Here is a 24,388-nt window from a genome sequence, read left to right on the forward strand (position 1 = left end):
TTTTGGATAATAATAATCTACAGATCAAGCAAGCGATATGGGCTTACTTTCTGCTGCTTCTTTTTGAAGGCGCACTACGTAAGTGGTTTTTACCGGGCTTGGCTACTCCCCTGCTTATCATACGTGATCCGCTTGCCTTATGGATAGTGGTAGCAGCTGCCCGGCGTGACCTGTTGCCTTACAACGGGCTTGTAGTAACAATGCTTATTGTAGGCATACTGGGTACCATCACCGCTGTGATATTTGGCCATGGTAACCTTTTTGTAGCCATATACGGCGCGCGGATGTTGCTTTTCCATTTCCCGATGATATATGTGATGGGTAGCATTTTAGCCAGGACAGATGTTATCAATATTGGTAAAGCTACAGTATGGATAACCATACCCATGACGGTGCTGATAACCTTGCAATTTTACAGTCCGCAATCGGCCTGGGTCAATCATGGCATCGGCGACGTAGAGGGCACCGGATTTTCGGGTGCGTTAAATTACTTTAGGCCGCCGGCAACTTTCTCTTTTAATAATGGCACTACCCTGTTTTATAGTTTTGCAGCGCCTTTCGTATTATATTTTTGGCTGGCTAAAGAGAAATTCAATAAAATAATTTTGGCAATAGCTACCGGTTGCCTGCTATTATCCATTCCGTTGTCCATCAGTCGTGGTCTGTTCTTCCAAATAGCTTTATCGGTAATGTTCATGGTGTTTGTCATTATACGCAAGCCGGAGTATTTAGGAAAGTTGGTAGTAGCGATAATTGGCATATGCATTATAAGCATTCCATTAAGCCAAACCAAGTTTTTCCAAACTGCTACTGGAGCCTTCACCAACCGTTTTGAGGATGCTAATAAGAACGAAGGCGGCATGGAGGGAGTTTTGATGGACAGATACCTCGGAGGCCTTGTTGCTGCGCTCGGACAAGCGCCCGATTCGCCGGTGACAGGTTACGGACTGGGCATGGGTACCAATGTTGGCAGTATGTTACTATCCGGACAGATCACGTTTTTAATCGCCGAAGGAGAATGGGGCCGGGTGATCGGTGAGTTAGGCCCTTTTATGGGGGTGGCTGTAATTTTGGTGCGCATAATATTAACATGGCAATTGATAGCGGCGTCGTACAGGAAACTCTCAGATGGTGACCTGCTACCCTGGATGCTACTTAGCTTCGGTTTACTGATCATCGCACAGGGTGGATGGTCGCAGCCTACATCATTAGGTTTTTGCATTATGATAGCGGGCCTGATGCTTGCCTGCTTAAACCCAAAAGCAGCTAACGAACAATAACATATACACCATAAAGCTGATATAAACATTGCAAAGAATTATATTGATAGGTAACTATCAACCGGATAAACAAGAAAGCATGGAGCGCTTTGCTCAAATGCTTGACAAAGGTTTTTACAAGGCAGGCTATCACTCCGAGATATGGAGGCCTGCCACGATCTTTGGTAAACTGACCAAAAACACGTCCTCAGGTTTGGGAAAATGGATGGGATACATTGATAAGTATCTGATATATCCCATCGCTTTAAGGATCAAACTTCAAAAACTGAATATTACATCGGGTAACATTTGTTTCCATATCTGCGATCATTCAAATTCCATCTACCTAAAACATTTACCTAAAAAAATAAGCAGTATTACCTGTCACGATGTTTTGGCCATGCGTGGAGCGATGGGTTTTGAAGATGCAAAAGTACCGGCATCAGCATTTGGTAAAATACTGCAGAGATGGATCTTGAACGGTCTTAAAAAAGCTAATAAGCTTGCCACTGTATCTGCTCATACTTTAAAGCAGTTGAAAGAGCTCGCCCCTGATATTAACGAAACTGAACAAGACGTTAGGGTTATATATAACGGCTTTAATGATACGTTTTCGGTCAAGCATAAAGCAACCACTAAAGTACTGTTGTCAAAAGCCGGCTTGGGTTACAAAACACCTTACATTTTGCATGTAGGATCAGACCTGCAACGCAAGAACAGAAAACTGCTGGTAGACATGATATCATTAATGAAAAACAGTTGGAGCGGTTATGTTTATTTTGCCGGAAAACCTATTGATGATAAATTAAAGGCATATGCTACGTCATTAGGTGTAGCGGAGCAAATAGTTTCTATCGTCGACCCCGACCATCAGACCTTAGAGGCATTATACGCCGACGCTGAGGCTTTTATATTCCCATCTTTTTCTGAGGGATTTGGATGGCCGCTGATCGAGGCCCAAGCCTGTGGCACACCTGTTATTACAAGCGATATTGAACCCATGATGGAAGTTACCGGTGGTAAAGCTTTTTATGCCGACCCTAACAAACCTGCAGCCTACGTTAAGGCGTTCTTCGCATTAAAAGATCAAACATTACGTGCAGAAGTTGTTGCAGCAGGATCGACTAATACAGAACGTTTTGGCGCATCAGAAATGATAAACGCCTATATCGATCTTTTTGGATGGACTACAAAAACAACGGGAACCAATGTTAATTAAAGCAATAACGGTAATATGTCCATGGCCATTAAAAAGGCTGATCTTAAAGTATTGGTTCAAATACAGCATTGATCCGAGTGCGAGTATTGGCTTATCCTGGATATTTCCGAAAACATTGGTCATGGGGAGCAATGCCAAGATCGATCACTTTACTGTAGGGGTCAATTTTGACAAGCTTATCATGGAAAATGATTCATACATAGGCCGATCAAATTGGATAACCGGGTTCCCTATATCTACAGACTCAAAGCATTTTCAACATCAACCAGATCGTAAAGCCGACCTGATCATTGGTCAGCACGCGGCCATTACTAAGAAGCATCATATCGATTGCACTAATACCATTACCGTCGGCGCTTTTGCTACCATCGCGGGTTATAACTCGCAATTGCTGACACACTCTATCAATACGTTCGAGAATCGTCAAGATAGTGCTCCTATCATTATTGGCGATCACACTTTTGTCGGCACCAATGTGGTGATCCTGGGTGGCGCTACTCTACCAGCTTACAGTGTACTTGGCGCAAAATCGATGTTAAATAAAAAACACGATCAGGAGTGGTCACTTTACGGCGGCGTACCTGCCAAACTGATCAGCAATATACCTGTCACCGCCAAATACTTTAGCCGTACAGAGGGTTTTGTCTACTAAACTGCAACCATTATCCATGAAGATTTTATTTGTAATTCCCACCTATAAACCGGCTTACGTTTATGGCGGACCTGTGGTAGTGGTAAGTATCCTTGCTGAATCATTAGCAAAGAACGGTCACGATGTTACCGTATATACCACAACTGCCAATGGAAAGACCGAGCTGGATGTAGAGACCGATAAACTTGTGATGATAGATGGGGTTAAGGTTTTCTACTTTAAACGATACACTAAAGATCATTCGCACTTATCGCCGGGTTTCTGGAAAAAGATATACAGCAGTGTGGGCAGTTTTGATATTGTGCATTTACACTCCTGGTGGAATCCCGCTATCGTGATAGCGGCAGGCATTTGTAAGTTAAAGGGTGTTAAACCGGTACTGTCTCCACACGGCATGTTTTGCGATTATGTGTTAGACACTAAAAACAAATTAAAAAAACAGGCACTACATTTGGTGAGCAAGTTATTGCTTACTAACACCTGGCTACACGTTTCTACACTGAACGAATGGAAAGAAAGTCAGAAAATGCTGCCGACAAAATGGGACGGTGTGATCATTCCAAATCTGGTCATTTTAAATGGTACGCCTGATCTGGGAGTTCGGCAGACAAATGAGATCTTTACTATTGGTTTTATATCAAGAGTTGACCCAAAAAAAGGTTTAGACCTGCTGATCAAAGCCTTAGCTAAAGTAACCTTTAATTATACCCTCAAGATCGCCGGCTCAGGTGAAAATGATTACATAGCTGATCTTAAAAATCTGTCTGTCGAGATGAAAAACCACGACAGGATACAATGGCTTGGCTGGAAAGATAACGTTCAAAAATTTGAGTTTTATAAAGCCATAGACCTATTTGCCCTTACATCACGCAACGAAAACTTTGCCGTAGTGGTTATCGAATCGCTTTCTGTCGGCACCCCCGTGTTTTTAAGCAGTAGCGTGGGTCTGTCAGACTATGCGATGGAAAAGGGCTTAGGTTGGATCACAAGTACCGATCCTGATGAGATAGCTAAAGATCTGGAATTGGCTTTTTCCGATCATAAAACCCGATCGATCATCAGCGAGAAAGCTCCTGCCATAATTGCCCGTGATTATGAGATTGACCAACTTACAAAGCAATATGTTGATTACTATCAGTCTGTTATTTAAACGATCAAACTAACTGTTTAAAAATATAACTGATGAATAACATAGGATTCGGCTGTTCAAAACTAACTTCAAATTTTAGCAAGAAACAGGCTATCAGAAATTTAGAAGTAGCTTTTGATAACGGTATCACCCATTTTGATGTGGCCAGGCTATACGGACAAGGTTTAGCCGAAAGCATTTTAGGTGACTTTGTACGCGATAAACGCAGCAAGGTGACCATTACTACCAAGGTGGGGTTGTTCCCTAATGGCGGCTTTTTGTTAAATAACTTATTCTTGCAGAACGTAGCTAAGATCGCTTATCAGCAATTAAAAAAGGTCGGCCCTACAAAACTCACTAACACGTTGGCTGACTCATCTGTGATCAGCGACCTTTCGGTGGAACGAGTCCGGGGATCCATTCATACCTCTTTGCGGGAATTGAATACGCCCTATATAGACTTTCTACTTTTACATGAGGCTACGATAGGCCAAACCAATGATGCTGAATTGATCGCACTGTTAGATGATCATCGAAAGAATGGGTTAATAAAGAATTACGGAATTGCGAGTTACGGCGATAAGATCAAAGATGAGTTGTATCTTTTACCAAGCAGCTTCACGGTTTTGCAAACCGACAGTAGTTATCCAACACAAAAAGACTTGGATCCGGCAGGCCGATCCATCGAACATAACTTTTATTTCAGTCCGTTCCTACACCTAAAAAAGGTAAGCAGTTTGCTCGCTGCTGATAAAGATCTGACGCGTTCTGTCTCTGACCTGCTGAATTTTGATGCGACAGAACATGTCCTTGATGTTTTTCTGATCCAGCAGAACATGAATACCAATGACGGCACTTTCCTTTTCACCACGTCCGATAACAAAAAGATTCAACATACGGTTGACCGCTGGCGACATGTGCAAACATTGACCGTGACACCGGAAAATTTTGAGAAAGCCAAAACGCTGATCAATACCAAATTATAAGCCCATGCCTTTAAATATTGTTATCATAGGTGCCGGTACGTACGGCTGCTATTTAGCTAATGCCATTTCAGAAAAATATCCAGATGCCCAGATCAAATTGTTCGATGTGGGGGATAGTAACATCAAGTCTGAAAGCGAAATAGGATTTTTATCTAAAGTTATGAAGGGGGCTTATAAAGCCTCGTCTGATGGGCGTTTTTTTGGCTTAGGGGGCACATCCGCTAAGTGGGGCGGCCAACTGTTGTTCTTTTCTGAGCGGGATTTCGCTTCGGATAGATACATGGATGATATCGTTGACTACAATATCAAACATCACCGCAAAGTATTAAGCCGTTTTTTTAAAGATGCTCCCGATCTGAAAGAAACGAGTTTTGACAACGACCTTTTTATAAAAAAAGGGATCTGGTTAAAATTTAACCAACGCAATTTATTTAAGCACTTTGATCTTGCTCGCAAAAGCAATATCACGGTCTACAATAATTCCCGAGTAATTGACCTTTTAAATGATGGAGAAAAGATCACCGGCGTAAAGGTTCAAAACTCTAATAACGTAGCTGTTCATACCGCGGACATCTTCTATTTGACCAGCGGAGCTTTTGAGTCATTACGATTATTAGAAGTGTCGGGCCTTGCCGATATGCAGGAAAGTTCGGCAGGGTTTGCCGATCATGTATCTTTACGATGTTTTAAGGTCCACTCGCCTACCGCTAAAGTCGGCAAACAAGACTTTCAATTCCGCTTTTTGAATGGCTCTATGATCACCTCACGCCTGGTCGGCGAGATAGATAACGTATCCTACTATATTCACGCGATCTTTAATGAGGACTTTAACATTTTTCAGTTCTTAAAGCAACTGATATTTAAAGGCAAATTTTCTACCGATAAACTGACCGCATCGTTAAAGCAATTCATCTATATCTTCCCTTTCGTATTCAGTTATCTGTTCCTTAAAAAGTTATACATCTTTGGCAGCTGGTACATCAATGTCGATATCGAACTGCCTGCCAACAACAATAGCATCAAATTATCAGATCAAATCGATGCTTACGGTCAACGGGGCATCAACATAGATTACAATATAACACCCGACGCAACGGCAAGGTTGTTAGCGATCAAGCAACGGGTAAAAACATTACTTGATGCATCAGGACTAAAATATACCGAGTTAGCTGACACAAACGCGTCCGCTTTAAAGTTAGAAGATACCTACCACCCGTACAAACTATTCAAATACAACGGCTCCGCAGGTATCGATAGTGTTTATCAGCCTTTAAAGGGTCTTTTTCTTTTTAACACCGGACTGTTATACCGTTCAGGAGGCATCAACCCTACTGCATCTATCTTTTGTTTGATAGAACAGCATATCGCTGAGGTTATGCACAATTTGCCGCGCAACCAGTAAGTCGAAACACACAACACCAATAAATATTAACCTTATTATGGAGATCCGTTACGTATTTATACTGATCGTAGTATTGATCATATTTGATATTACGGCAGTGAATCTTTCCTATGTCTTAGCTTATACAAATGTTAGCAACGTGCATCCTACACGTTTTTTTGACACCTATTTTATCATACTGAACATCACCTGGATCTTTGCCAGCTACTTTACACGTCTATATCATTTATATACCATTCAGAGCCTCAAAAGCCTAATCGGTAAAACGTTTACCACCTTTGTGATCTACAGCTTGTTGACGGTAGTTCTATTCCTGATCTTTAACAGCCGTTTACACGAAACGCTTGCATACTACATCGTCACACAGCTTTTTATGATATGCTGCGGCAGAGGCATTATTTACCTATTGCAGAACATCCATCAAAACATAACACATTTCCGCAGAAATGTAATTATTGTAGGGTATAACGATACGGGAAAAAATCTTCATCGCTATTTTTTGCGTAACAGCATGTCCTTCAGCTTCGCCGGCTTCTTTGACGATGTTACTAATTACGATGCTGATACAGACTTGAAAGGCGATCTGAATGATATCATAGCTTACACCAACGAGCATAATATCAAAGAGATATACTCTACGCACTACCCAGAACAGGGCAGCAAATTTGCCCAGCTGTTCGCTTTGGCAGAATATCATTGTGTTAAAGTAAGGTATGTCGCCGGTTCATCTGATATTATTGATAGCAACTATTGTGTCCGGTATATTTTTCAAGGTACAAGGATATTAAGCAAGCGGATAGAACCACTTGACCTGCTGCGCAACCGCATTCTAAAAAGAGCGTTCGACTTAGTATTTAGCACTTTGGTCATATTTTTTGTTCTGTCGTGGTTGATACCTATCATCAGCATCCTGATCAAAGCCGGGTCACGCGGGCCTACGTTCTTTTTGCAATTAAGATCAGGCCGGGATAACCAACCTTTTTGGTGTTATAAATTCAGAAGCATGACCGTCAATAAAAATGCTAATGCCCAACAAGCATCAAAAGGCGATAGCAGGGTTACTAAGATCGGTGCATTTATGAGGAAGACCAGTATTGACGAGCTGCCTCAATTTTTGAACGTCTTTTTAGGCCACATGACCGTGGTTGGCCCCCGCCCGCATATGCTATCGCATACCGAACAATATAAGCAGACCGTGAATAATTACATGGTACGGCATTTTATAAAACCCGGCATAACCGGCTGGGCGCAAGTTAATGGTTATAGGGGCGAGACCCGTACAGAAGACCAAATGCACAACAGGGTAGATCATGATATATGGTACAGTGGCAATTGGTCTATCTATCTGGATCTGAAGATCGTTATCGCAACAGTTGCTAACGCCGTTAGAGGCGAAGAGAATGCCTATTAACACCTCTCCTATTTTCTATTATCATTCCAGCCATCATCTCCTAAACGTAATACGATATGACACAAGTTGACGCCAACTTATTGCAAGCTCTTATACTTACTAAGAACGAAGAACCCAATTTAGATCGGGTACTTGATAAATTACGCTGGCTTGATCAGGTAGTGATCATTGATAGTTTTAGTACCGATAATACGCTCACGATAGCTAAAAGATACCCAAATGTTCGGATATATCAACGAGCTTTCGATACCCATGCCGACCAATGGAATTACGGCCTCTCAAAGTTGATATCTAAATGGGTATTGACGCTTGATGCCGACTACATTTTGACCGATGAATTTATTCGGGAGTCTATGGATCTTATTGCCAACGACACCGTTGACGCCGCCACGGTAAGATTTAAATTTTTGGTTTTTGGACAAACTCTTTTTGGCGATAATACCATGCCAAGGCCGGTGTTATTTAAACGCATCAAATGCCACTATTTTAACGATGGTCATACTCAAAGATTACATATTAACGGCAGTACCACTTCGCTAATATCTTACATTTTGCACGATGACAGAAAATCGTTGTCGCGCTGGCTTAGCAACCAGGATGGATATGCGATAAAAGAAAGTAAAAAACTTACCGGGCATATCGGTAAAGTAACCGGCCTTAGCTCCCGCTTACGTAAAACAAAAATATTAGCACCGTTTTTAGTTTTCTTCCATTGCCTCATCGTTAAACGATTGATATTTAACGGCTGGCGGGGGTGGCATTACACGCTCCAGCGCACCATGGTAGAGATGATATTGGCGTTAAGACTCATCGAAGAAGAAAAACTATCTAACGACCTAAAGTAAGCCCTATCACCCCACATTCAATACAAAACCGATATTTATGGAAACTGATCTGAGCCTATTTGACAAAGGCAGTTACACCGCCGGCCCCAAATTAAAAGTACTGATATGGTATGTTGTAAATTATACCATTTTTAATAGCGCCATACCCTGGCCAAGTTCTTTAAAAACAAAGATCTTAAGGTTATTCGGAGCGACCATTGGTAGCGGTTTAAATATAAAACCCAAGGTAAGGATCAAAAACCCTTGGCGGTTGGTCGTTGGTAACAATTGCTGGATAGGCGAATCTGTCTGGATAGATAACCTTGAAAATGTAACCATTGGGAACAACGTTTGCCTATCGCAAGGCGCGATGTTGCTGACCGGCAATCACGATTTCACTGTCAGTAGCTTTCCATACCGTTTAGGTAAAATAGAGATACAGGACGGCGTTTGGATAGGCGCTAAAAGTGTGGTATGCCCGGGAGTTACCTGCGAAAGCCACTCCATTTTAACGGTCAATTCGGTAGCGACCAAGAACCTGAGCGCCTGGCATATCTATGGCGGAAGTCCATCAACCTTTATCAAGATCAGAAAGATATCTGCCTGATCAATGCGTCTCGGCACCTTCCGAGAAATAATATCAATGATCACATCCTGATTATTTTTAATCATCTGCAATGTCTGAAAAAAAAATATTACTTATTGGCGGAAATTACTGGCCCGAGCCTATCGGCATCGGTAAGTACAACGGCGAAATGATAGACTGGCTGTCAAAAAACGATATTGAATGTACCGTAGTGACCAGCTACCCTTACTATCCACATTGGAAAGTACAGGAACCATATACAAAGGGGAATAAGTGGTTTAAAAAGGAAGTGATCAAGTCTACAGGGCCGGGTACAAAAGATATTACGATATATCGTTGCCCGCAATACACGCCATCCAACCCAAGTGGAATGACACGCATGCTGCTTGACCTTAGCTTTAGCCTGTCTTGTTTTATCATCGTTATCAAACTGCTATTTCAAAAAAAACACAGCCATGTGATATCGGTAGTTCCATCTTTCCAGATCGGCCTTGCAGCTATATTATATAAATTTGTGACCAAGGCAAAATTCTTATATCATATCCAAGATCTGCAGATAGACGCGGCAAAGGACTTGGGTATGATCAATTCTAAACTCTTACTGAAATATATGTTCAAGATCGAAGCATACATCCTCCGTAAAGCCGACATTGTAAGCAGTATATCTGCAGGTATGATCCGAAAGATCAATGCAAAGATCGATAAGGGAGTTGTTTTGTTTCCGAATTGGGTGGACACTGAAACGTTATTCCCGATAGAAAATAAAGTTGCTTTAAAACACAAATTTGGTTTTGAAGCTCACGAAAAAGTGGTTCTTTATTCCGGAGCATTGGGTCAAAAACAAGGTATCGAAGCTATATTACAAACCGCTAACGACCTTAGGCATTTGCAGGATTTAAAATTTGTGATATGTGGTTCGGGCCCTTATAAGCCGCGCCTCCAAGAAATAGCAGAAACACTCCGACTGACCAATGTGGTGTTCTTGCCTCTACAACCTTTCGAAGAGTTCAATAATTTTTTAAATATGGCTGATCTGCACCTGGTGATCCAAAAAAAGAATGCGAGCGATCTGGTAATGCCCTCTAAACTGACCGGGATCTTAGCGATCGGCGGTGCGGTATTGGTCACGGCTCCATCCTGCTCGACCCTATTTGAAGTGATACAAGAAAATCAGATGGGGATATTGATAGAACCCGAAGATCAAAAGGCATTGAACAAAGCAGTGGAGTTGGCTGTGATCAACAATGATATGTTCATTAAAAATAATGCACGCGCGTATGCAATGAACTTTTTGTATAAAGACAATATCCTATCCAGATATTTTGAAGGTTTTGTTAACGATAAAAAACTGGAAAAAATACCGACTTGATGACTGAAAAACTAAAATACATAACTCCATTTACCAGTTTGAGCACGCTAAACAAGCTCATCCTTTTTTTTAATATTCTTGCTGCCTTATCACTTTTGGCCAGTTACCTTGCACCAATTGTGAGCCCGCAAAAGAATTGGGTGTTCGCATTCCTTGGCTTAGGTTACCCGATATTGTTTTTAATTAACCTGATCTTTTGCTCCTATTGGGCTATTAGAAAAAACCTGCTTTTTTTATTGTCAGCACTTTGCTTGGTTGCCGGTTTCAACATTTTCTTTAATAACATTAATTTTAATATTAAGACCGCTAAACCAAACGGTTCGTTCAGGATAATGGCCTACAACGTCCATAATTTTAACGGTTTAGAGAAACCGATAAACTTACCTAAATACACCCAAACGCTTGCCATAATAAAAGCGAACGCGCCTGAAATATTGACCATAGAAGAATTTCATTTGCAAAGCGCCCAGTATAAGATCATCGATTCCTTAAGATCGGTGCTGAACACTTCCCATTTCTATTTTGAACCGTTCATAAAAACACCGTTCGACTCAACAGGCCTCGCCATTTTTTCAAAGTTCCCCATAATCAACAGAGGGATAGTTGACCTATCAGGAAAACACTATCAGAACAAGGGGATATTTGCTGATATCAAAACCCCAAAAAAGATCATTAGGATCTATTGTTTGCATTTAGAGTCTTTAAACTTTGACAGTAACGAATACAAGAATTTGGATCAGTATAAACTTCCTGCTTATGCCATGATCAAAAATATTTCGGTCAAATTAAAAAAGGGGTTTATTAATCGTAGTGTGCAGGCAAATACTTTAAAAAGAGAATTGGCTATCTGCAAATACCCTTATATCATAGCCGGCGATTTTAATGATACTCCCGCCTCCTACGCGGTAAATTCGATATCAGCAGGTTTAAAGAATAGTTTCCGCGAGCAAGGCATCGGTTTAGGTGTTACGTTCAATTCAAAGATACCTCTGCTCCAGATAGATTATATCTTGGCAAGTCCTGAATTTACGATAAAAGACCACCAGGTGATCGATAAAAAAATATCTGATCATAAACCTGTGTATAGTGACGTATATCTGCCCTAAAGGTGACGGGTGCCTATTGCACCTGTCTTAAGATCGGCCCAAAATCATAATTGATAACATAGCCTATCTCGTAAAATTTTTCTTTAGCTATGTCCGGCTTTGTGAACCAAAAATAGATGGTACCTCTATTAACATTCAGTGTTTTGGCCAATTTAGCGATGTTAATGTTTTCTTTAATAAACACGTCCTTTAGAATTTGTCCTTTGTGATTTAATTGATCTGAAGCTATCATCTTGTGTTTTTTAATTTATAAGGCCTAAATGGGCTTACTGTAAAACTACCACCTTGCTGATCCTTAGGTGATACCATGTTTATGGTATATTTAGAACTAATACGAACTTTATTTTACTTAGATTTAACAAACTTAACTGTGATTATTTACGTTATCACTTTATCAAGTCTGAATACGAACTGTGTTTTTCGGCCATGTGCTTCTTCAACCTGAAAAATATCATAGTTGCAAACAGAGCTTGACTGTTTAAAAATTCACTTTATAACTTCAAGGTGTTCGTAAAATATGTTGCCTATTTTGATAAGATCGACTTTAATATTTCATTTTTTACAGAGCTTGGTATAATCATATCATCATCTATATTCTTATGGCTATTTATAAAAAGGATATTTCAGTATTTTCTATTTAGAAGGCACTTTAACCTCGCTAATTATTTAACAGTTGCGCTTACGCTTATAGCTGTTTTTTCACCTCTATTTTTAATAAGCAGAGGCTTTTTTGATCCAGCTCATAGTTTATACCGAAATTTAGCTATAGTCTGTAGTTTAGTAATACTCACTTTGCTCGCATTAAATATCTATCGTGATCGCAGAAATAAGCAAAAAGCAGATAAAGCAAGTTACGACGCAGAGATAGCCATTAAACGTTTAGACAAATCGATCAATGAAGCTAAGGAGAGCGAAAGAGAACGTATCTCCCGAGATCTGCACGATGATGTCGGCGCATCTTTGAGCGCCTTAAAATTGCATCTGACCAGTGTCAGTTATGCCGGAAATGCTGACGATCGAGAACATTCTATATCATTGGTCACCAAAATAGCTAACGATATAAGGCTGATCACACATGATCTGATACCGCAGGATTTTACTCATAAGGACCTTTTTACCAGTTTAGAGAGCAACATCGACAATCTGAATAAAAAAGGTGAGATAAAATTCACATTGATCACCGAGTGCGACGCCTCCCGTCTAAATTCAAAAGACTCCGCAGTGGTCAACTACAGGATCGTGATGGAGCTGGCAAACAACGTGATCAAACATTCGGGCGCTACAGAAGCATCCATTCAGATCGCCATACTACCATCTCTTACACAGATCATAGTGGAGGATAACGGCACAGGAATGACCAATACCGGCGAAAATGGCATTGGTTTAAGAAATATATACTCAAGAGTAGAGTTTTTGAAAGGTAAAGTTAGTATAGACAGTAGTTATAAAGGGACAACGGTCATTATAACTATTCCGGCAAGCACATACAATTATGAATGACACCCCCCTACAGATCATTATTGCCGAAGATCATCCAACTTATTCTTTTGGAGTGCAACAGGTATTGATCGGTCTGGAATATATCAAAGTGATCGGGATCGTTAGCGATGGTAAACAGTTACTGCATTTAATTAATTCTGTTATACCAGACCTGATCTTAATGGATATCAATATGCCCAATTTAAGTGGCATAGATGCAGCTATCAGCATCAAAAAGCAGCATCCACAGATAAAGATCATTTTTTTGACGATGTACGAAGAAAGATCTATCATTAATAAATGCTTGCAATATGGCGATGGCTATCTGTCCAAATCAAGCACAGCCGGAGAACTTACAACAGCGATCAATGCAGTAATGGCAGGCCAAAGTTTTACTTTATTGAACACCAACCTCAACACGCCCATAAACAAGGAATTGTCGGTAAACGATGAGTTAAGTAAAAAGCACAAGCTGACCAAACGAGAGATCGAACTGATACTGCTGCTAAAAGAAGGTATGACCACCAAAGAAATAGCAGAAAGCCTATTTTTAAGCTATTTCACAATAGAAACTCACCGGAAAAATATATTTCGCAAACTGGAAGTTAAAAACCTGGCGGGACTTATAAATTTCGCCACACAAAACAAGATCACACACTAACTATTTAGTGCTCAATATTTTATTCACCTTGGTTAAACGTTCGTTTAACTTTTTGCCCCATTATTCATTATGAAGATCGCCGTTGTAGGTACAGGCTACGTTGGACTTGTTACCGGTACATGCCTTGCAGAGACAGGTAACCACGTTACCTGTGTTGATATTAACGTAAAAAAGGTTGAAGCCATGAAGAATGGTCAGTTACCTATTTATGAGCCCGGACTTGAGCTATTGTTTCACCGCAATATTAAACAAGACCGCTTATTTTTTACATCTGACCTGGCCGCGGCTATCGAGGATGCCAAGATCATCTTTTTAGCGTTGCCGACCCCTCCGGGTGCCGACGGCGCAGCCGACCTGAGCTACGTATTGGGTGCCGGTGCCGATATTGCCAAACTATTGAAAGAATACAAGGTCATCGTGACCAAATCAACCGTACCTGTTGGCACCGCTGATAAGTTGACCGCGGTACTTAAAGCCAATACCGATGTAGAATTTGCGGTAGTATCAAACCCTGAGTTTTTACGCGAAGGCGTTGCCGTTGATGACTTTATGAAGCCCGACCGTGTGGTAGTTGGTACTACCGACGAACGTGCCCGCAAATTAATGGGCGAGCTTTATGGCCCGTATGTGCGCCAGGGTAACCCGATCATCTTCATGGATGAGCGCTCATCTGAGTTAACTAAATATGCGGCCAACTCTTTCCTGGCTACCAAAATATCTTTCATGAATGAGATAGCCAACCTGTGCGAATTGGTTGGTGCCGATGTGGATATGATACGTAAAGGTATCGGATCTGACGAGCGTATCGGTAAACGCTTCCTGTTCTCGGGAATCGGTTACGGTGGCAGCTGTTTCCCTAAAGATGTGCAGGCTTTAGCCAAAGCATCTGAAGAGAACAAATACGACTTTAAGATCCTTAACGCGGTAATGGATGTGAACACCATCCAAAAAAGCGTGCTGGTAGAAAAAGTGAAGAACTACTTTAAAGGTGACCTGAAAGGTAAAAAATTCGCCTTGTGGGGATTGGCCTTTAAGCCTGAGACCGACGATATCCGCGAAGCACCGGCTTTGTACATCATCGACGACCTGTTGAAAGCCGGCGCTACTGTTGCCGCTTTTGACCCTGAAGGTATGAAGAATGTTAAAGAGCTTTTGGGCGATACCATCAGCTACGGCGACAATCAGTACGACGTATTGAAAGATGCCGACGCGTTATTGATCGTTACCGAATGGTCGGTATTCCGCACGCCAGACCTTGACCAGGTTGGGTCATTGTTAAAAAACAAAGTGATATTTGATGGCCGTAACCTTTACGATCTGCAAAAAATGATAGATTGCGGTTTCTACTACAACAGCATCGGCCGTAAGATCGTAAGCTAACTATTGGCTCACAGTTGCATTGGTTGCGGCTGTACATTACGACATGAGAACAGGCAAAGCTTTTCGAGAATTTCGAAAGGCTTTGCCTGTTTTTTTTGTACAAGTCTAAGCGCCAACGCCTACTATACTGAATGCTGTATTATACCGTATAAGTGGTCCATTTTTCATCGCTGGCATTGGATGCTACGACGTTATCTATAAATGCCATGCCGCGTATACCTTCGTCTATCGAAGGGAAATCCAGCCATTCGGGTTGGGGTTCCCTGCCTTCGATCTTAGCACCAAGGGCTAATACAAAGTTCTTATAAAGATTGGCAAAGGCTTCCAGATAGCCTTCGGGATGGCCTCCCGGGGTGCGGCAATTTGATGTTGCGCTGGTGGATAGCCTGTCGGTGTAACCGCTTCCTGCTCTCAAGGTCTCGGCAGGTTTATCCAGCCATCTCAGCGTTAGTGTATTTGGTTCCATTTGGGACCATTCCAAACCGCCGTTCTCCCCATATATACGCAAGCGAAGCGAGTTCTCTTCGCCGGCAGCTACCTGGCTCGCGATCAGTGTGCCTGTTACTTCTTGTTCAAATTTAAGCAATACAGCACCGTCGTCGTCAAGCATGCGGCCATTTACAACGGTAGTAAGCGCAGCATTCAAAGCGGTGATCTTAAGGCCGGATACATGCTCTGCCAAGTGCGCGGCGTGGGTGCCGATATCGCCCATGCAACCCGCTTTGCCCGACTTTGAAGGGTCTGTGCGCCAAGATGCCTGTGCGTTACCCTCCCGCTCGGACAGGCGGCTAAGCCAGCCCTGTAAATACTCTACATATATCTTCCTAACTTTTCCAAGTTTGCCGGACTTGATAATTTCGCGAGCCTCTTTCACCAACGGGTATCCTGCGTAAGTATGCGTCAGCAACAGCATCAGGCCGGTCTCTGCCAATTTTGCCTGCAATTGTTTTGCTTCTTCCAGCGTAAAAGTTATCGGTTTTTCTATAACCACATTAAAGCCGCATTCAAGGGCTTTCATGGCCGGGGCAAAGTGCGCAAAATTGGGTGTTACGATAGTTACAAAATCTATACGTTCGTGCGGTGGTCGCGCGGCCTCCTTATCAAGCATTTCAACATAAGAGGTGTACGTCCGGTCATCGGGCAGGAATAACAATTTGCCACTTTCTAAAGCTGTTTCGGGATTGACACTCAGCGCGCCGCAAACTAACTCAACTTGTCCATCCATATTTATAGCAAGCCGATGGATCGCGCCGATGAAAGCGTCTTTACCGCCACCGATCATACCCATACGCAGTTTTCTCTTGTTCATGTGTTTATTTGTTTTTAATGTAATTATGATGCAGGCCTATAAATTTGTCGCAGATCGTGTATTCATTATTAATTTGATCATCGCGTCAAAAATACGGCGCGTTGAAAATACCAATTATCAGTTAATTGGAAACCATAAAATCGTGATAAAGCAAAACTTTTCATAAAAGCATCACCCGTTACCACATCACTCCGCTAAGAGCTTTAATGATCTTAAAAAACTTAGGTGGAACGATAAATGCAAATTGGTCAATAACCTTTATTGATCCAAGTTAACCAATCATTGATCTGATATTGATAAATTTCGGCGAAATAGCTGTGCACAAGTTTTTGCTCCCCTCCCGCATCATTAAATTGCGGCGGTGTGAGACCTTCGTGTTCGGCAGCCGACCGATAGAAAGCTACTCTCGTAGGGTGGTCAGGGCTTACACCGTTGATCAGTTTGATCTCGGGGCGGGCAATTACGGCCTCCGTCAGACCAATGCAGTCCTCCAAATGAATAAGATTGACCGGTGCTGAACCCGCAGGCAGATCTTTTTTTCCCGCCAGGAAACGGCCGGGCAAGCGTCCCGGACCTACCAACCCAGCGAAGCGAATAACGCTAAGTCCCGGCAGGGATGCAAGCCGCTGTTCGGCAATGTAATGTGGTTTATCGGTGTTGGTGCGGCTACGTTCGTCAACCTCTCCCTTTCCGTCATAAACGCCGGTAGTACTGATAAATATTAGCCGCTTAACGTTGTACTGCTTACAATACTTGTCCAGATCGCCTATGTTAGCACCGCATGCAACGATGATTATATCGCAGTCGAAAAAGTCCGCCTGAATGTTATTGTTTTGAAGATCGATCAGGTAAGGTTGTATACCGTTTTGCCTTAAATCGTCCAATTTAGCGAGGCTCGTAGTCGAGCCTTTCACCAAATGACCTTTGTTAATTAGATCTACTGCCAGTGCCTTACCAAACCAGCCGCAACCAAGTACACTTATCGTTATATCGTTCGTCATCAAAAGCAAAAGTAGCCAAAGGTATTACATATCAACCACGAAAGTATTGATGTTATAAATTCAATAACTATGCGTGCATAGCATAAAAGCACTAACTTTGCGCCGTGTTTAAAAGATCATTCCCGGCCGAGCGCTTTGCAGATGCCTTTCGCAATACTGTCTGTGTCATTCTACCTTTGCTTTTGGGTTATGGGTCAATATACCGCGAATGGGTGATCGGGATAGCGGTGGGTGCTTTGCTGATCTCCTTGACAGATCTTCCGGGCAGCCGCCATCATAAGTTGCGGGATGCGCTACGGAATACGTTTTTGTTTTTTGGAGTGGCGCTTATCTTTTTGTTAACGCCCTGGACAGGGCCTGTATTGGTCGGTCTTACATTTATACTGGCTATGCTTGCCGCATTTGGCGGGCGTTCGGGTGTTTCGGGAACAATGGGTATCGCACTCATAGTCTTCTTACTGGGCCTACGTCCGGGAGAGCCTTTACAATTCGCTTTGGCTATTTTGTTGGGCTGTATTTGGTTTGAACTGGTAAGCTTATTACAAGTATGGATATGGCCATTCCGTTCTCTAAGACAGGCATTAGTGGAAGCCCGGACCGCTACCGCAGAATTTTTGCGGGCAAAGGCCGATCATTACGATCCGTCGGTACCATTAGAGGCCGCTTATCAAAAGACCATTGCATTGCACATCCGGGTTTGGGAAAAACAGGAATTAGTGCGGCAATTACTACCGACTAAAGGACAGGCGCCTGAATTAGCGTTAGAAGCTGTACGAGTGATCGGTTTGTATGAACAGGTAACCGCCATGCATTACGACTATGCAGAGATAAGGGAACTTTTAGCGGACACCGGCGCGTTGCCCCTGATGACGCAACTCATTCGCGCTTTGGCCGATGGTAGCCCAACAGACAGTTTAAGGGAGCGCTTAGCAAAATATAATGAGCCAGTGATCCATAGCGTACTCATCAACACCCAGGCTATCCAACAACTGGATGCTACAGCACCGCCAGAGATGGATGCCTTCCGCCCAACACTGCCGCCACTCCGCTCCCATTTAACGTTGCATTCGCCAGTATTGCGTTTCGCGATCCGGTTGAGCGTGCTGTTTGCTGTTGCTTATGCCGGCATCTATTTTTTTGCTAAAGACCCTTACAGTTATTGGTTGCTACTCACCATAGTAATTGTTGCAAGGCCGCGTTTAGCGCTTACCTGGCAACGCAACCTCGAACGTTTGGGAGGTACCATCGTAGGGCTTTGCATTTCAGGGATACTCCTTTGGGTAATATTTTCAACGACATTATTGTTGATCGTGTCCGCGGTATCTTTGTTCGCTTTTTTTGTTTGGAACCGGCCCAGATACAGCTTTAGTGTTGCAGGGATCACGATATGCGTGGTGCTTTGCCTTAGCCTTTACCATGGCGGACCGCCGCTGATCGTGACGGCACGCTTACTTTACTCGCTTGCCGGTTGCGCGCTATCTTTTACCGGTCTCCTCATATTTCCGGTTTGGGTACGGGCCGAGATCAGTGAGCTTGCGATCGCTGCCGTCGCCGCCAACCGCGACTTTTTACAAGCCCTCATTCTACAACAGGATCAGCTAAGCATTAAGTTAGCCCGTAAGGCTGCGCACTTGCGCTTAGCCAAATTATCCGAAGGTATCGCCCATGCCCGCGTTGAACCGGGACATGCAGATCTTGGTTATTATGAGCATCTGCAGGTATTGAATTACCATATCAACGGCGTTATCATTTCACTATATCTCTCCGGTCGTACTATTGATGATACCGTAGCGTTAGACCAAATGAATGCATTTTTGAATGGTAAGGACAACTCCACACCCGAGCCTTCGCAAGGCTTAAACAAAGGCATCCGTCTTTTACAACGGCTTACCGCCGAACTTAACCGATAGCGACCACGATCAGAATAGTATTACCGGAACTTCGTTTATGACTTTAAGAAATTCGTACTTATTTTAACAGGCGACGTTAAACTTTTACGCAAAAAAATGATAGCGAGCGTTCTGTAAGACAGATCTTCCATTAAACCAAAGAGCTGAAATCGTATCTTAGTCACAACCATTACAGATCACACCTATGAAACGCCTTTTATTGGCTTTTACCGCTTTAGCATTTAGCGTACAGACATTAGATGCCCAAAACGTATCCCCAACTAAAATAGAATGGGACAATTGGGGCGTCCCGCATATCACAGCAAAAACCGAGAAAGAACTATTTTTTGCGCAGGGATGGGCGCAAATGCAGGCCCACGCAGATCTGATATTGAAACTTTACGGGGTATCGCGCGGTAGGGCTGCGGAGTATTGGGGTGCACAATACGAAGGTACTGACAGGGCTATCAGGATCCTGGATCTCCCGCGTACGGCCATAGCGAATGCCAAACTCCAAAAACCCGAGGTACAGCAAATGCTTAATTCATTTGCAGCCGGGATGAATGCCTACGCAAAAGCCCATCCCGAGGCTATCGACGATAAGCTTAAAGTAGTATTGCCCGTCAGCGCGTACGACATTAACATGCATAGCCTTTTCATCTTTGTTACCCGGTTTACCGGTGGCGGCGAGTTGGATCAGGTATCTGATTGGAAAGAGATCGGTTCAAACGCCATAGCGATCGGGCCTAAACGCTCGGCATCGGGCAAGGCCATGCTTGTACAGAACCCCCACCTGCCCTGGGGCGGCGAGTTTACGTGGTTCGAATCAGGACTTAACCTAAATGGCAAACTCATCTACGGTGCCAACCTGGTAGGCATGCCGGGCATTGGGATCGGCTTTAATGAGTATTTAGGCTGGACACACACTAACAACACCCTCGATAATGCCGATTCATTCGAGATCACTCTAAAAGATGGCGGCTATTTGCTGGATGGAAAGACCGAGCAATTTAAAGTCAGGCCTGACACCATAAAAGTAAAACAGGCCGACGGTAGCTTGGTGACCAAGCCTTTCAGTTGTTATGAGACAGCTTTCGGCCCTGTTTTTGGCAGTGGCAAAACTAAAGCGATATGTGTTAAGCTGGCTGGTGCCGACTGCCCTAACGCGTCATTAGAATGGTGGCGTATGGCAACTGCCGAAAATTTTAACCAATTTGAAGCAGCGGTAAAAATGCAACAGATCCCATTCTGGAATATTACCTATGCCGACAAGCAAGGCAACATCTTTTATCTTTTTAATGGCGAGGTGCCTAAACGCCCTCACGGTGGCTTTGGTGATTGGGACAAAGTGATCAAAACCAGTTCATCAAAAGATATTTGGCAACGTTATTTAACATATGACGAGTTACCAAAATTAAAGAACCCTACCACTGGTTGGCTGCAGAACACCAACGACCCGCCATGGACGGCCACGTTGCCCCGCGAATTGGATAAGCAAAAATATCCCGCCTACATTGCGCCTGATGATATGTCCCTACGTACGCAACGGTCGGTGCGTATGTTGATGGAAGACAAGAGCATCACTTATGATGAATTGCTGGCTTATAAGCATTCTACCCGTTTAGAATTAGCCGACCGGGTGCTTGAGGACCTGCTCGGTGCTATCAACCCTCGGTCATCAACTTTGCTGCAGGAGTGTAAGGCCGTACTCAGCAAATGGGACCGCAGTGCAGATAATGACAGCCGTGGAACCATACTTTTTGCCAATTGGGTAACCAACCTCAACAACTTTAAATACACTGTACCCTGGGATCGCAACGACCCTATGAACACCCCGAAAGGCATAGCTGATAAAGCGGCAGCGTTAACAGCGCTGGAAAAAGCCGCAAACTATGTTAAAACAACCTTTGGCGCGCTGGATACGCCGTGGGGAGATTACCTTCATGTTAAACGCGGTAATGTGGATCTGCCCGGCAACGGTGCCGGCGACTTTGCCGGTATATTCAGGGTAGCGTCAACATCGCGCGTAGGTCCGACCAGGGCGGTAGTAAGCTCGGGTGATTCGTATGTTGGGGTGCTGGAGTTTGGCGATAAGGTAAAAGCCAAGGTATTGGTTAGCTACGGCAATTCATCGCAAAAGAACTCCCCTCATAATGGCGACCAATTAAAGCTGTTCTCTAAAAAGGAGCTTCGGGATGCTTTAATCTATCCTAAAGATCTTATTGGTAAGGTGGCGATCACAGAAATACGAAAGGGCGATGTATTTGTCCAACCTTAGTTGATCGCAACTCATCACCGCCATTCTTGATATGTATAGAAAAAGCCATTGGTAATTAATTACCGGTGGCTTTTTCTGTTTTATCAGCCCCCCGCACGCATAAACCTGTATTTGCCGGTTAATAGGTATAAATACCTATCATTATTAGCAAGCCTCCTCATTGCCTGCATACGCTGTTCATCAGATCTTTGATAAAAAACGATCATCATGAGAACATTCCTACAAACAAGTTTAAAACCTGCAATATTCCTGCTGTTAGCAATAGTTGCATTGGGCACATCCTGCAAAAAAGATACTACAACCAACATTGAACCGGTACCTGCCGAGGTTACCGTTCAGATCAACAGCATCCAACCTAAAAACCCGCAACCCGGCGATATGGTAACCATTACCGGTACGGGCTTCGGCACGGTAGCTGCCGATGTTAAACTTACAGTTGGCACAACCGCTGTTACGATATCATCAGTTACCGCTACCGAGATAAAATTCGCGGTACCAGCCACGCTTGCTTCGGGCGCGTTGGCACTTACTGTAAAAGGAAGATCGGCTACCAATAAAGACCCGCAGGGGGCGGCCGTTACGGTCACACCGAAAGCGGTTGTTGTGCCAACTTTCACCGCCATGACACCGGCAACCGGAAAGACCGGCGATGTGATCACACTGACCGGTACAGGCTTTAATCCGCAAGCCAGCGAGAACAGAGTATTTTTCGCCACAAATACCGGTGGCACCGTTGTGTTAGCGACCATTAAAACCGCCAGCGCTACCCAACTTACCGTAGAGGTTCCAGCTAACGTTGTTACGGGCGGAATACTGATCACCGTAAGCGGTACAAATGCGGTACCGGCAAGTGGGTTCAACACTACGTTTACCGCTGTTACAACCACCGGGACCGGCGGCGTTACAGTACCTTACATTAACTCGATATCCGGCGGTCTTAACTTTAGCTTATTTGCTACAGCATCTAAAGAGATCGGCGCTATGATGCTGGACCGGGTAAAAAGTGTTATCTACTATTCGGACTACACTACCCTTAACCAAGTCGATGGTCAAAACACAGTTTATAAAGTGGCTATAGAGGGTAACGGAACTCCGAGCGTACTGACCAATGATCCCCGTATAAGCAAAGTGTTGAAGATCGCTACTGATGCATCGGGTAATGTATTTGTATTAAAATATGAAGGTACAGGCCCAACTATCTATTCCATATATAAAATAACTCCTGATGGCGCTACTGTTACCGAAATAAAAAAGAGTTTTGATATCAGGGGCACTTACGCCAGCACCTATTTCTTTTTATTAAACGCCCAAAACGAGATCTGCATGAGACCAGGCTATAAAATAACAATGTCGGGTGAGGTAATTAATACCGAGTCACCACTATACGGTACGCAGCAAAAAGATGGCGGTGCTATGGTAGATGGCAACAGTGCATTCCTGATCCGTAATCCGGACAATAACAGCAAAGCAAATGCGCTTAAATTTATAAAATGGAATCTGACCGACGGGACCACTGCCGATGCCGGATTTACCGTTAGCTCATTATTTAACACCGATGATCCTTCTCTGTTTAGCAGCGGTGCCAACATCTCTTACATAAAGTATGTGGCCGATGGAAGCAACAATTTGTACGCGATGATGGATCACACCTACATCAGCGGACAGATCACCAAAACCTGGATGCTTCGCAAATATAATTTGACCACCAACACTTCTACCTCAATCGGAACATTCAATATTAAATTCCCGACAGTTGACCTGAACGATTACAATTCAACACTGGAGTTTGTAGGCGACGCACGTGGTAACCTGTTCTTTAAGGCTAACACCAAGGACATCATTATGATCAAACAATAATTTATAAACTAAACGATATCACACAACATGAAAAAATTAACATTGGGCGCCCTTATAATCCTGACGGTATTTACCTTGGGCTGCAAAAAAGACCAAACAGAAACCCCGACAACAACAAGCGGTGCGGGCGCTACAGTAACGGCAGGCAATTACGGTTTCGATGGCAGTGCAAGCCTGGGTAAGTTCTCATCGACCAAAGCCGGTATAGTACAATTGACAGCGAACGGCGTGACCACCTTTACGCTGACCGCTATTAAAGATGGTAGTAACCAGTCAATTACTATCATCCTGTTAAAAAAGGCTGCAGTGGGTAAATTCGCTTTAGGCCCGGCGCAAACTAATGGCGGTATCATCATTAGTAAAGACTATACTAAAGCGAGCGACGGTACGCTTAACTACTCGACAGATAAAAGCGGCACAATGCAAGGTGGCGGCGAGGTGAATATTACCAAGCTTGATGGCAGTACGGTAGAAGGCTCGTTCTATGCCATAGCATATAATAGCTCAGGTAAAGAAGCTTTTGTTGAGCAGGGTACATTTTTAGGAAAAATTCAGTAATAGTTTAATTTGTAGAGAAGGTCATTTGCTCAT

General features: G+C 43.3%; 21 protein-coding genes. 18 read left to right on the forward strand and 3 right to left on the reverse strand.

What is annotated here, in order from left to right; translation table 11 throughout:
* The first annotated feature begins 2 nt into the window (after positions 1–2).
* From IRJ16_RS00730 to IRJ16_RS00780, 11 genes are all read left to right on the forward strand, one after another.
* On the forward strand, positions 3–1,280 hold the full coding sequence (locus IRJ16_RS00730; RefSeq protein WP_228079700.1) for a hypothetical protein: 1,278 nt from the start codon (positions 3–5) through the stop codon (positions 1,278–1,280).
* 28 nt (positions 1,281–1,308) lie between these two features.
* Positions 1,309–2,478, forward strand: coding sequence for a glycosyltransferase family 4 protein (locus IRJ16_RS00735; RefSeq protein WP_228079702.1), 1,170 nt, complete (start codon positions 1,309–1,311; stop codon positions 2,476–2,478).
* The gene (locus IRJ16_RS00740; protein WP_194109601.1) at positions 2,468–3,130 is read left to right on the forward strand and encodes an acyltransferase; all 663 of its coding nucleotides are present in this window, start codon (positions 2,468–2,470) and stop codon (positions 3,128–3,130) included. Before IRJ16_RS00735 ends, IRJ16_RS00740 begins: the two co-directional genes overlap by 11 nt.
* A gap of 16 nt (positions 3,131–3,146) precedes the next feature.
* Complete coding sequence (locus IRJ16_RS00745; protein WP_194109602.1) at positions 3,147–4,280, forward strand: XrtY-associated glycosyltransferase XYAG1; 1,134 nt, start codon at positions 3,147–3,149, stop codon at positions 4,278–4,280.
* Between the two features lie 32 nt (positions 4,281–4,312).
* Positions 4,313–5,245 carry an aldo/keto reductase gene (locus IRJ16_RS00750; protein ID WP_194109603.1) on the forward strand — a complete coding sequence of 311 codons (933 nt, stop codon included), beginning with the start codon at positions 4,313–4,315 and terminating at the stop codon, positions 5,243–5,245.
* A gap of 4 nt (positions 5,246–5,249) precedes the next feature.
* Positions 5,250–6,647 carry a GMC family oxidoreductase gene (locus IRJ16_RS00755; protein ID WP_194109604.1) on the forward strand — a complete coding sequence of 466 codons (1,398 nt, stop codon included), beginning with the start codon at positions 5,250–5,252 and terminating at the stop codon, positions 6,645–6,647.
* A 37-nt stretch (positions 6,648–6,684) separates the two neighbouring features.
* Positions 6,685–8,058 carry an exopolysaccharide biosynthesis polyprenyl glycosylphosphotransferase gene (locus IRJ16_RS00760; protein ID WP_194109605.1) on the forward strand — a complete coding sequence of 458 codons (1,374 nt, stop codon included), beginning with the start codon at positions 6,685–6,687 and terminating at the stop codon, positions 8,056–8,058.
* 56 nt (positions 8,059–8,114) lie between these two features.
* On the forward strand, positions 8,115–8,903 hold the full coding sequence (locus IRJ16_RS00765) for a glycosyltransferase family 2 protein (RefSeq protein ID WP_194109606.1): 789 nt from the start codon (positions 8,115–8,117) through the stop codon (positions 8,901–8,903).
* 37 nt (positions 8,904–8,940) lie between these two features.
* Positions 8,941–9,489, forward strand: a complete 549-nt coding sequence (locus tag IRJ16_RS00770) for a WcaF family extracellular polysaccharide biosynthesis acetyltransferase (RefSeq protein WP_194109607.1) — start codon at positions 8,941–8,943, stop codon at positions 9,487–9,489.
* A gap of 70 nt (positions 9,490–9,559) precedes the next feature.
* Positions 9,560–10,837: a WcaI family glycosyltransferase gene (locus IRJ16_RS00775; protein WP_194109608.1), complete on the forward strand. Its 1,278-nt coding sequence runs from the start codon at positions 9,560–9,562 to the stop codon at positions 10,835–10,837.
* Positions 10,837–11,943 (forward strand): endonuclease/exonuclease/phosphatase family protein, encoded by a 1,107-nt coding sequence (locus IRJ16_RS00780; protein ID WP_194109609.1) that lies wholly within the window; start codon positions 10,837–10,839, stop codon positions 11,941–11,943. Before IRJ16_RS00775 ends, IRJ16_RS00780 begins: the two co-directional genes overlap by 1 nt.
* 13 nt (positions 11,944–11,956) lie before the next feature.
* On the opposite strand, the gene IRJ16_RS00785 is transcribed toward IRJ16_RS00780, so the two are convergent.
* The gene (locus tag IRJ16_RS00785; protein ID WP_194109610.1) at positions 11,957–12,175 is read right to left on the reverse strand and encodes a hypothetical protein; all 219 of its coding nucleotides are present in this window, start codon (positions 12,173–12,175) and stop codon (positions 11,957–11,959) included.
* Between the two features lie 560 nt (positions 12,176–12,735).
* Between IRJ16_RS00785 and IRJ16_RS00790 the strand changes: the two genes are divergently transcribed.
* From IRJ16_RS00790 to IRJ16_RS00800, 3 genes are all read left to right on the forward strand, one after another.
* Positions 12,736–13,443, forward strand: coding sequence for a sensor histidine kinase (locus IRJ16_RS00790; protein WP_194109611.1), 708 nt, complete (start codon positions 12,736–12,738; stop codon positions 13,441–13,443).
* A complete protein-coding gene (locus IRJ16_RS00795) occupies positions 13,436–14,083 on the forward strand; it encodes a response regulator transcription factor (RefSeq protein WP_194109612.1) in 648 nt (215 codons plus the stop codon). Before IRJ16_RS00790 ends, IRJ16_RS00795 begins: the two co-directional genes overlap by 8 nt.
* Positions 14,084–14,152: 69 nt before the next feature.
* Complete coding sequence (locus tag IRJ16_RS00800; RefSeq protein ID WP_194109613.1) at positions 14,153–15,463, forward strand: UDP-glucose dehydrogenase family protein; 1,311 nt, start codon at positions 14,153–14,155, stop codon at positions 15,461–15,463.
* Between the two features lie 139 nt (positions 15,464–15,602).
* On the opposite strand, the gene IRJ16_RS00805 is transcribed toward IRJ16_RS00800, so the two are convergent.
* Together IRJ16_RS00805 and IRJ16_RS00810 are read right to left on the reverse strand one after the other, a co-directional pair.
* Entirely contained in the window at positions 15,603–16,772 is a 1,170-nt protein-coding gene (locus IRJ16_RS00805; RefSeq protein WP_194109614.1) for a Gfo/Idh/MocA family protein, read from the reverse strand.
* 248 nt (positions 16,773–17,020) lie between these two features.
* On the reverse strand, positions 17,021–17,773 hold the full coding sequence (locus tag IRJ16_RS00810) for an NAD(P)H-binding protein (RefSeq protein WP_194109615.1): 753 nt from the start codon (positions 17,771–17,773) through the stop codon (positions 17,021–17,023).
* A gap of 104 nt (positions 17,774–17,877) precedes the next feature.
* Between IRJ16_RS00810 and IRJ16_RS00815 the strand changes: the two genes are divergently transcribed.
* The 4 genes from IRJ16_RS00815 to IRJ16_RS00830 all read left to right on the forward strand — a co-directional run bounded on the left by IRJ16_RS00815 (position 17,878) and on the right by IRJ16_RS00830 (position 24,355).
* Positions 17,878–19,683, forward strand: coding sequence for an FUSC family protein (locus tag IRJ16_RS00815; RefSeq protein ID WP_194109616.1), 1,806 nt, complete (start codon positions 17,878–17,880; stop codon positions 19,681–19,683).
* Positions 19,684–19,867: 184 nt separating this feature from the next.
* Complete coding sequence (locus tag IRJ16_RS00820; protein ID WP_194109617.1) at positions 19,868–21,940, forward strand: acylase; 2,073 nt, start codon at positions 19,868–19,870, stop codon at positions 21,938–21,940.
* 207 nt (positions 21,941–22,147) lie between these two features.
* Positions 22,148–23,797, forward strand: coding sequence for an IPT/TIG domain-containing protein (locus tag IRJ16_RS00825; protein ID WP_194109618.1), 1,650 nt, complete (start codon positions 22,148–22,150; stop codon positions 23,795–23,797).
* A 27-nt stretch (positions 23,798–23,824) separates the two neighbouring features.
* The gene (locus IRJ16_RS00830) at positions 23,825–24,355 is read left to right on the forward strand and encodes a DUF6252 family protein (protein ID WP_194109619.1); all 531 of its coding nucleotides are present in this window, start codon (positions 23,825–23,827) and stop codon (positions 24,353–24,355) included.
* Positions 24,356–24,388: the final 33 nt, after the last annotated feature.

Origin of the sequence: Mucilaginibacter myungsuensis (assembly GCF_015222005.1) — a bacterium.
Classification (GTDB): Bacteria; Bacteroidota; Bacteroidia; order Sphingobacteriales; family Sphingobacteriaceae; genus Mucilaginibacter; species Mucilaginibacter myungsuensis.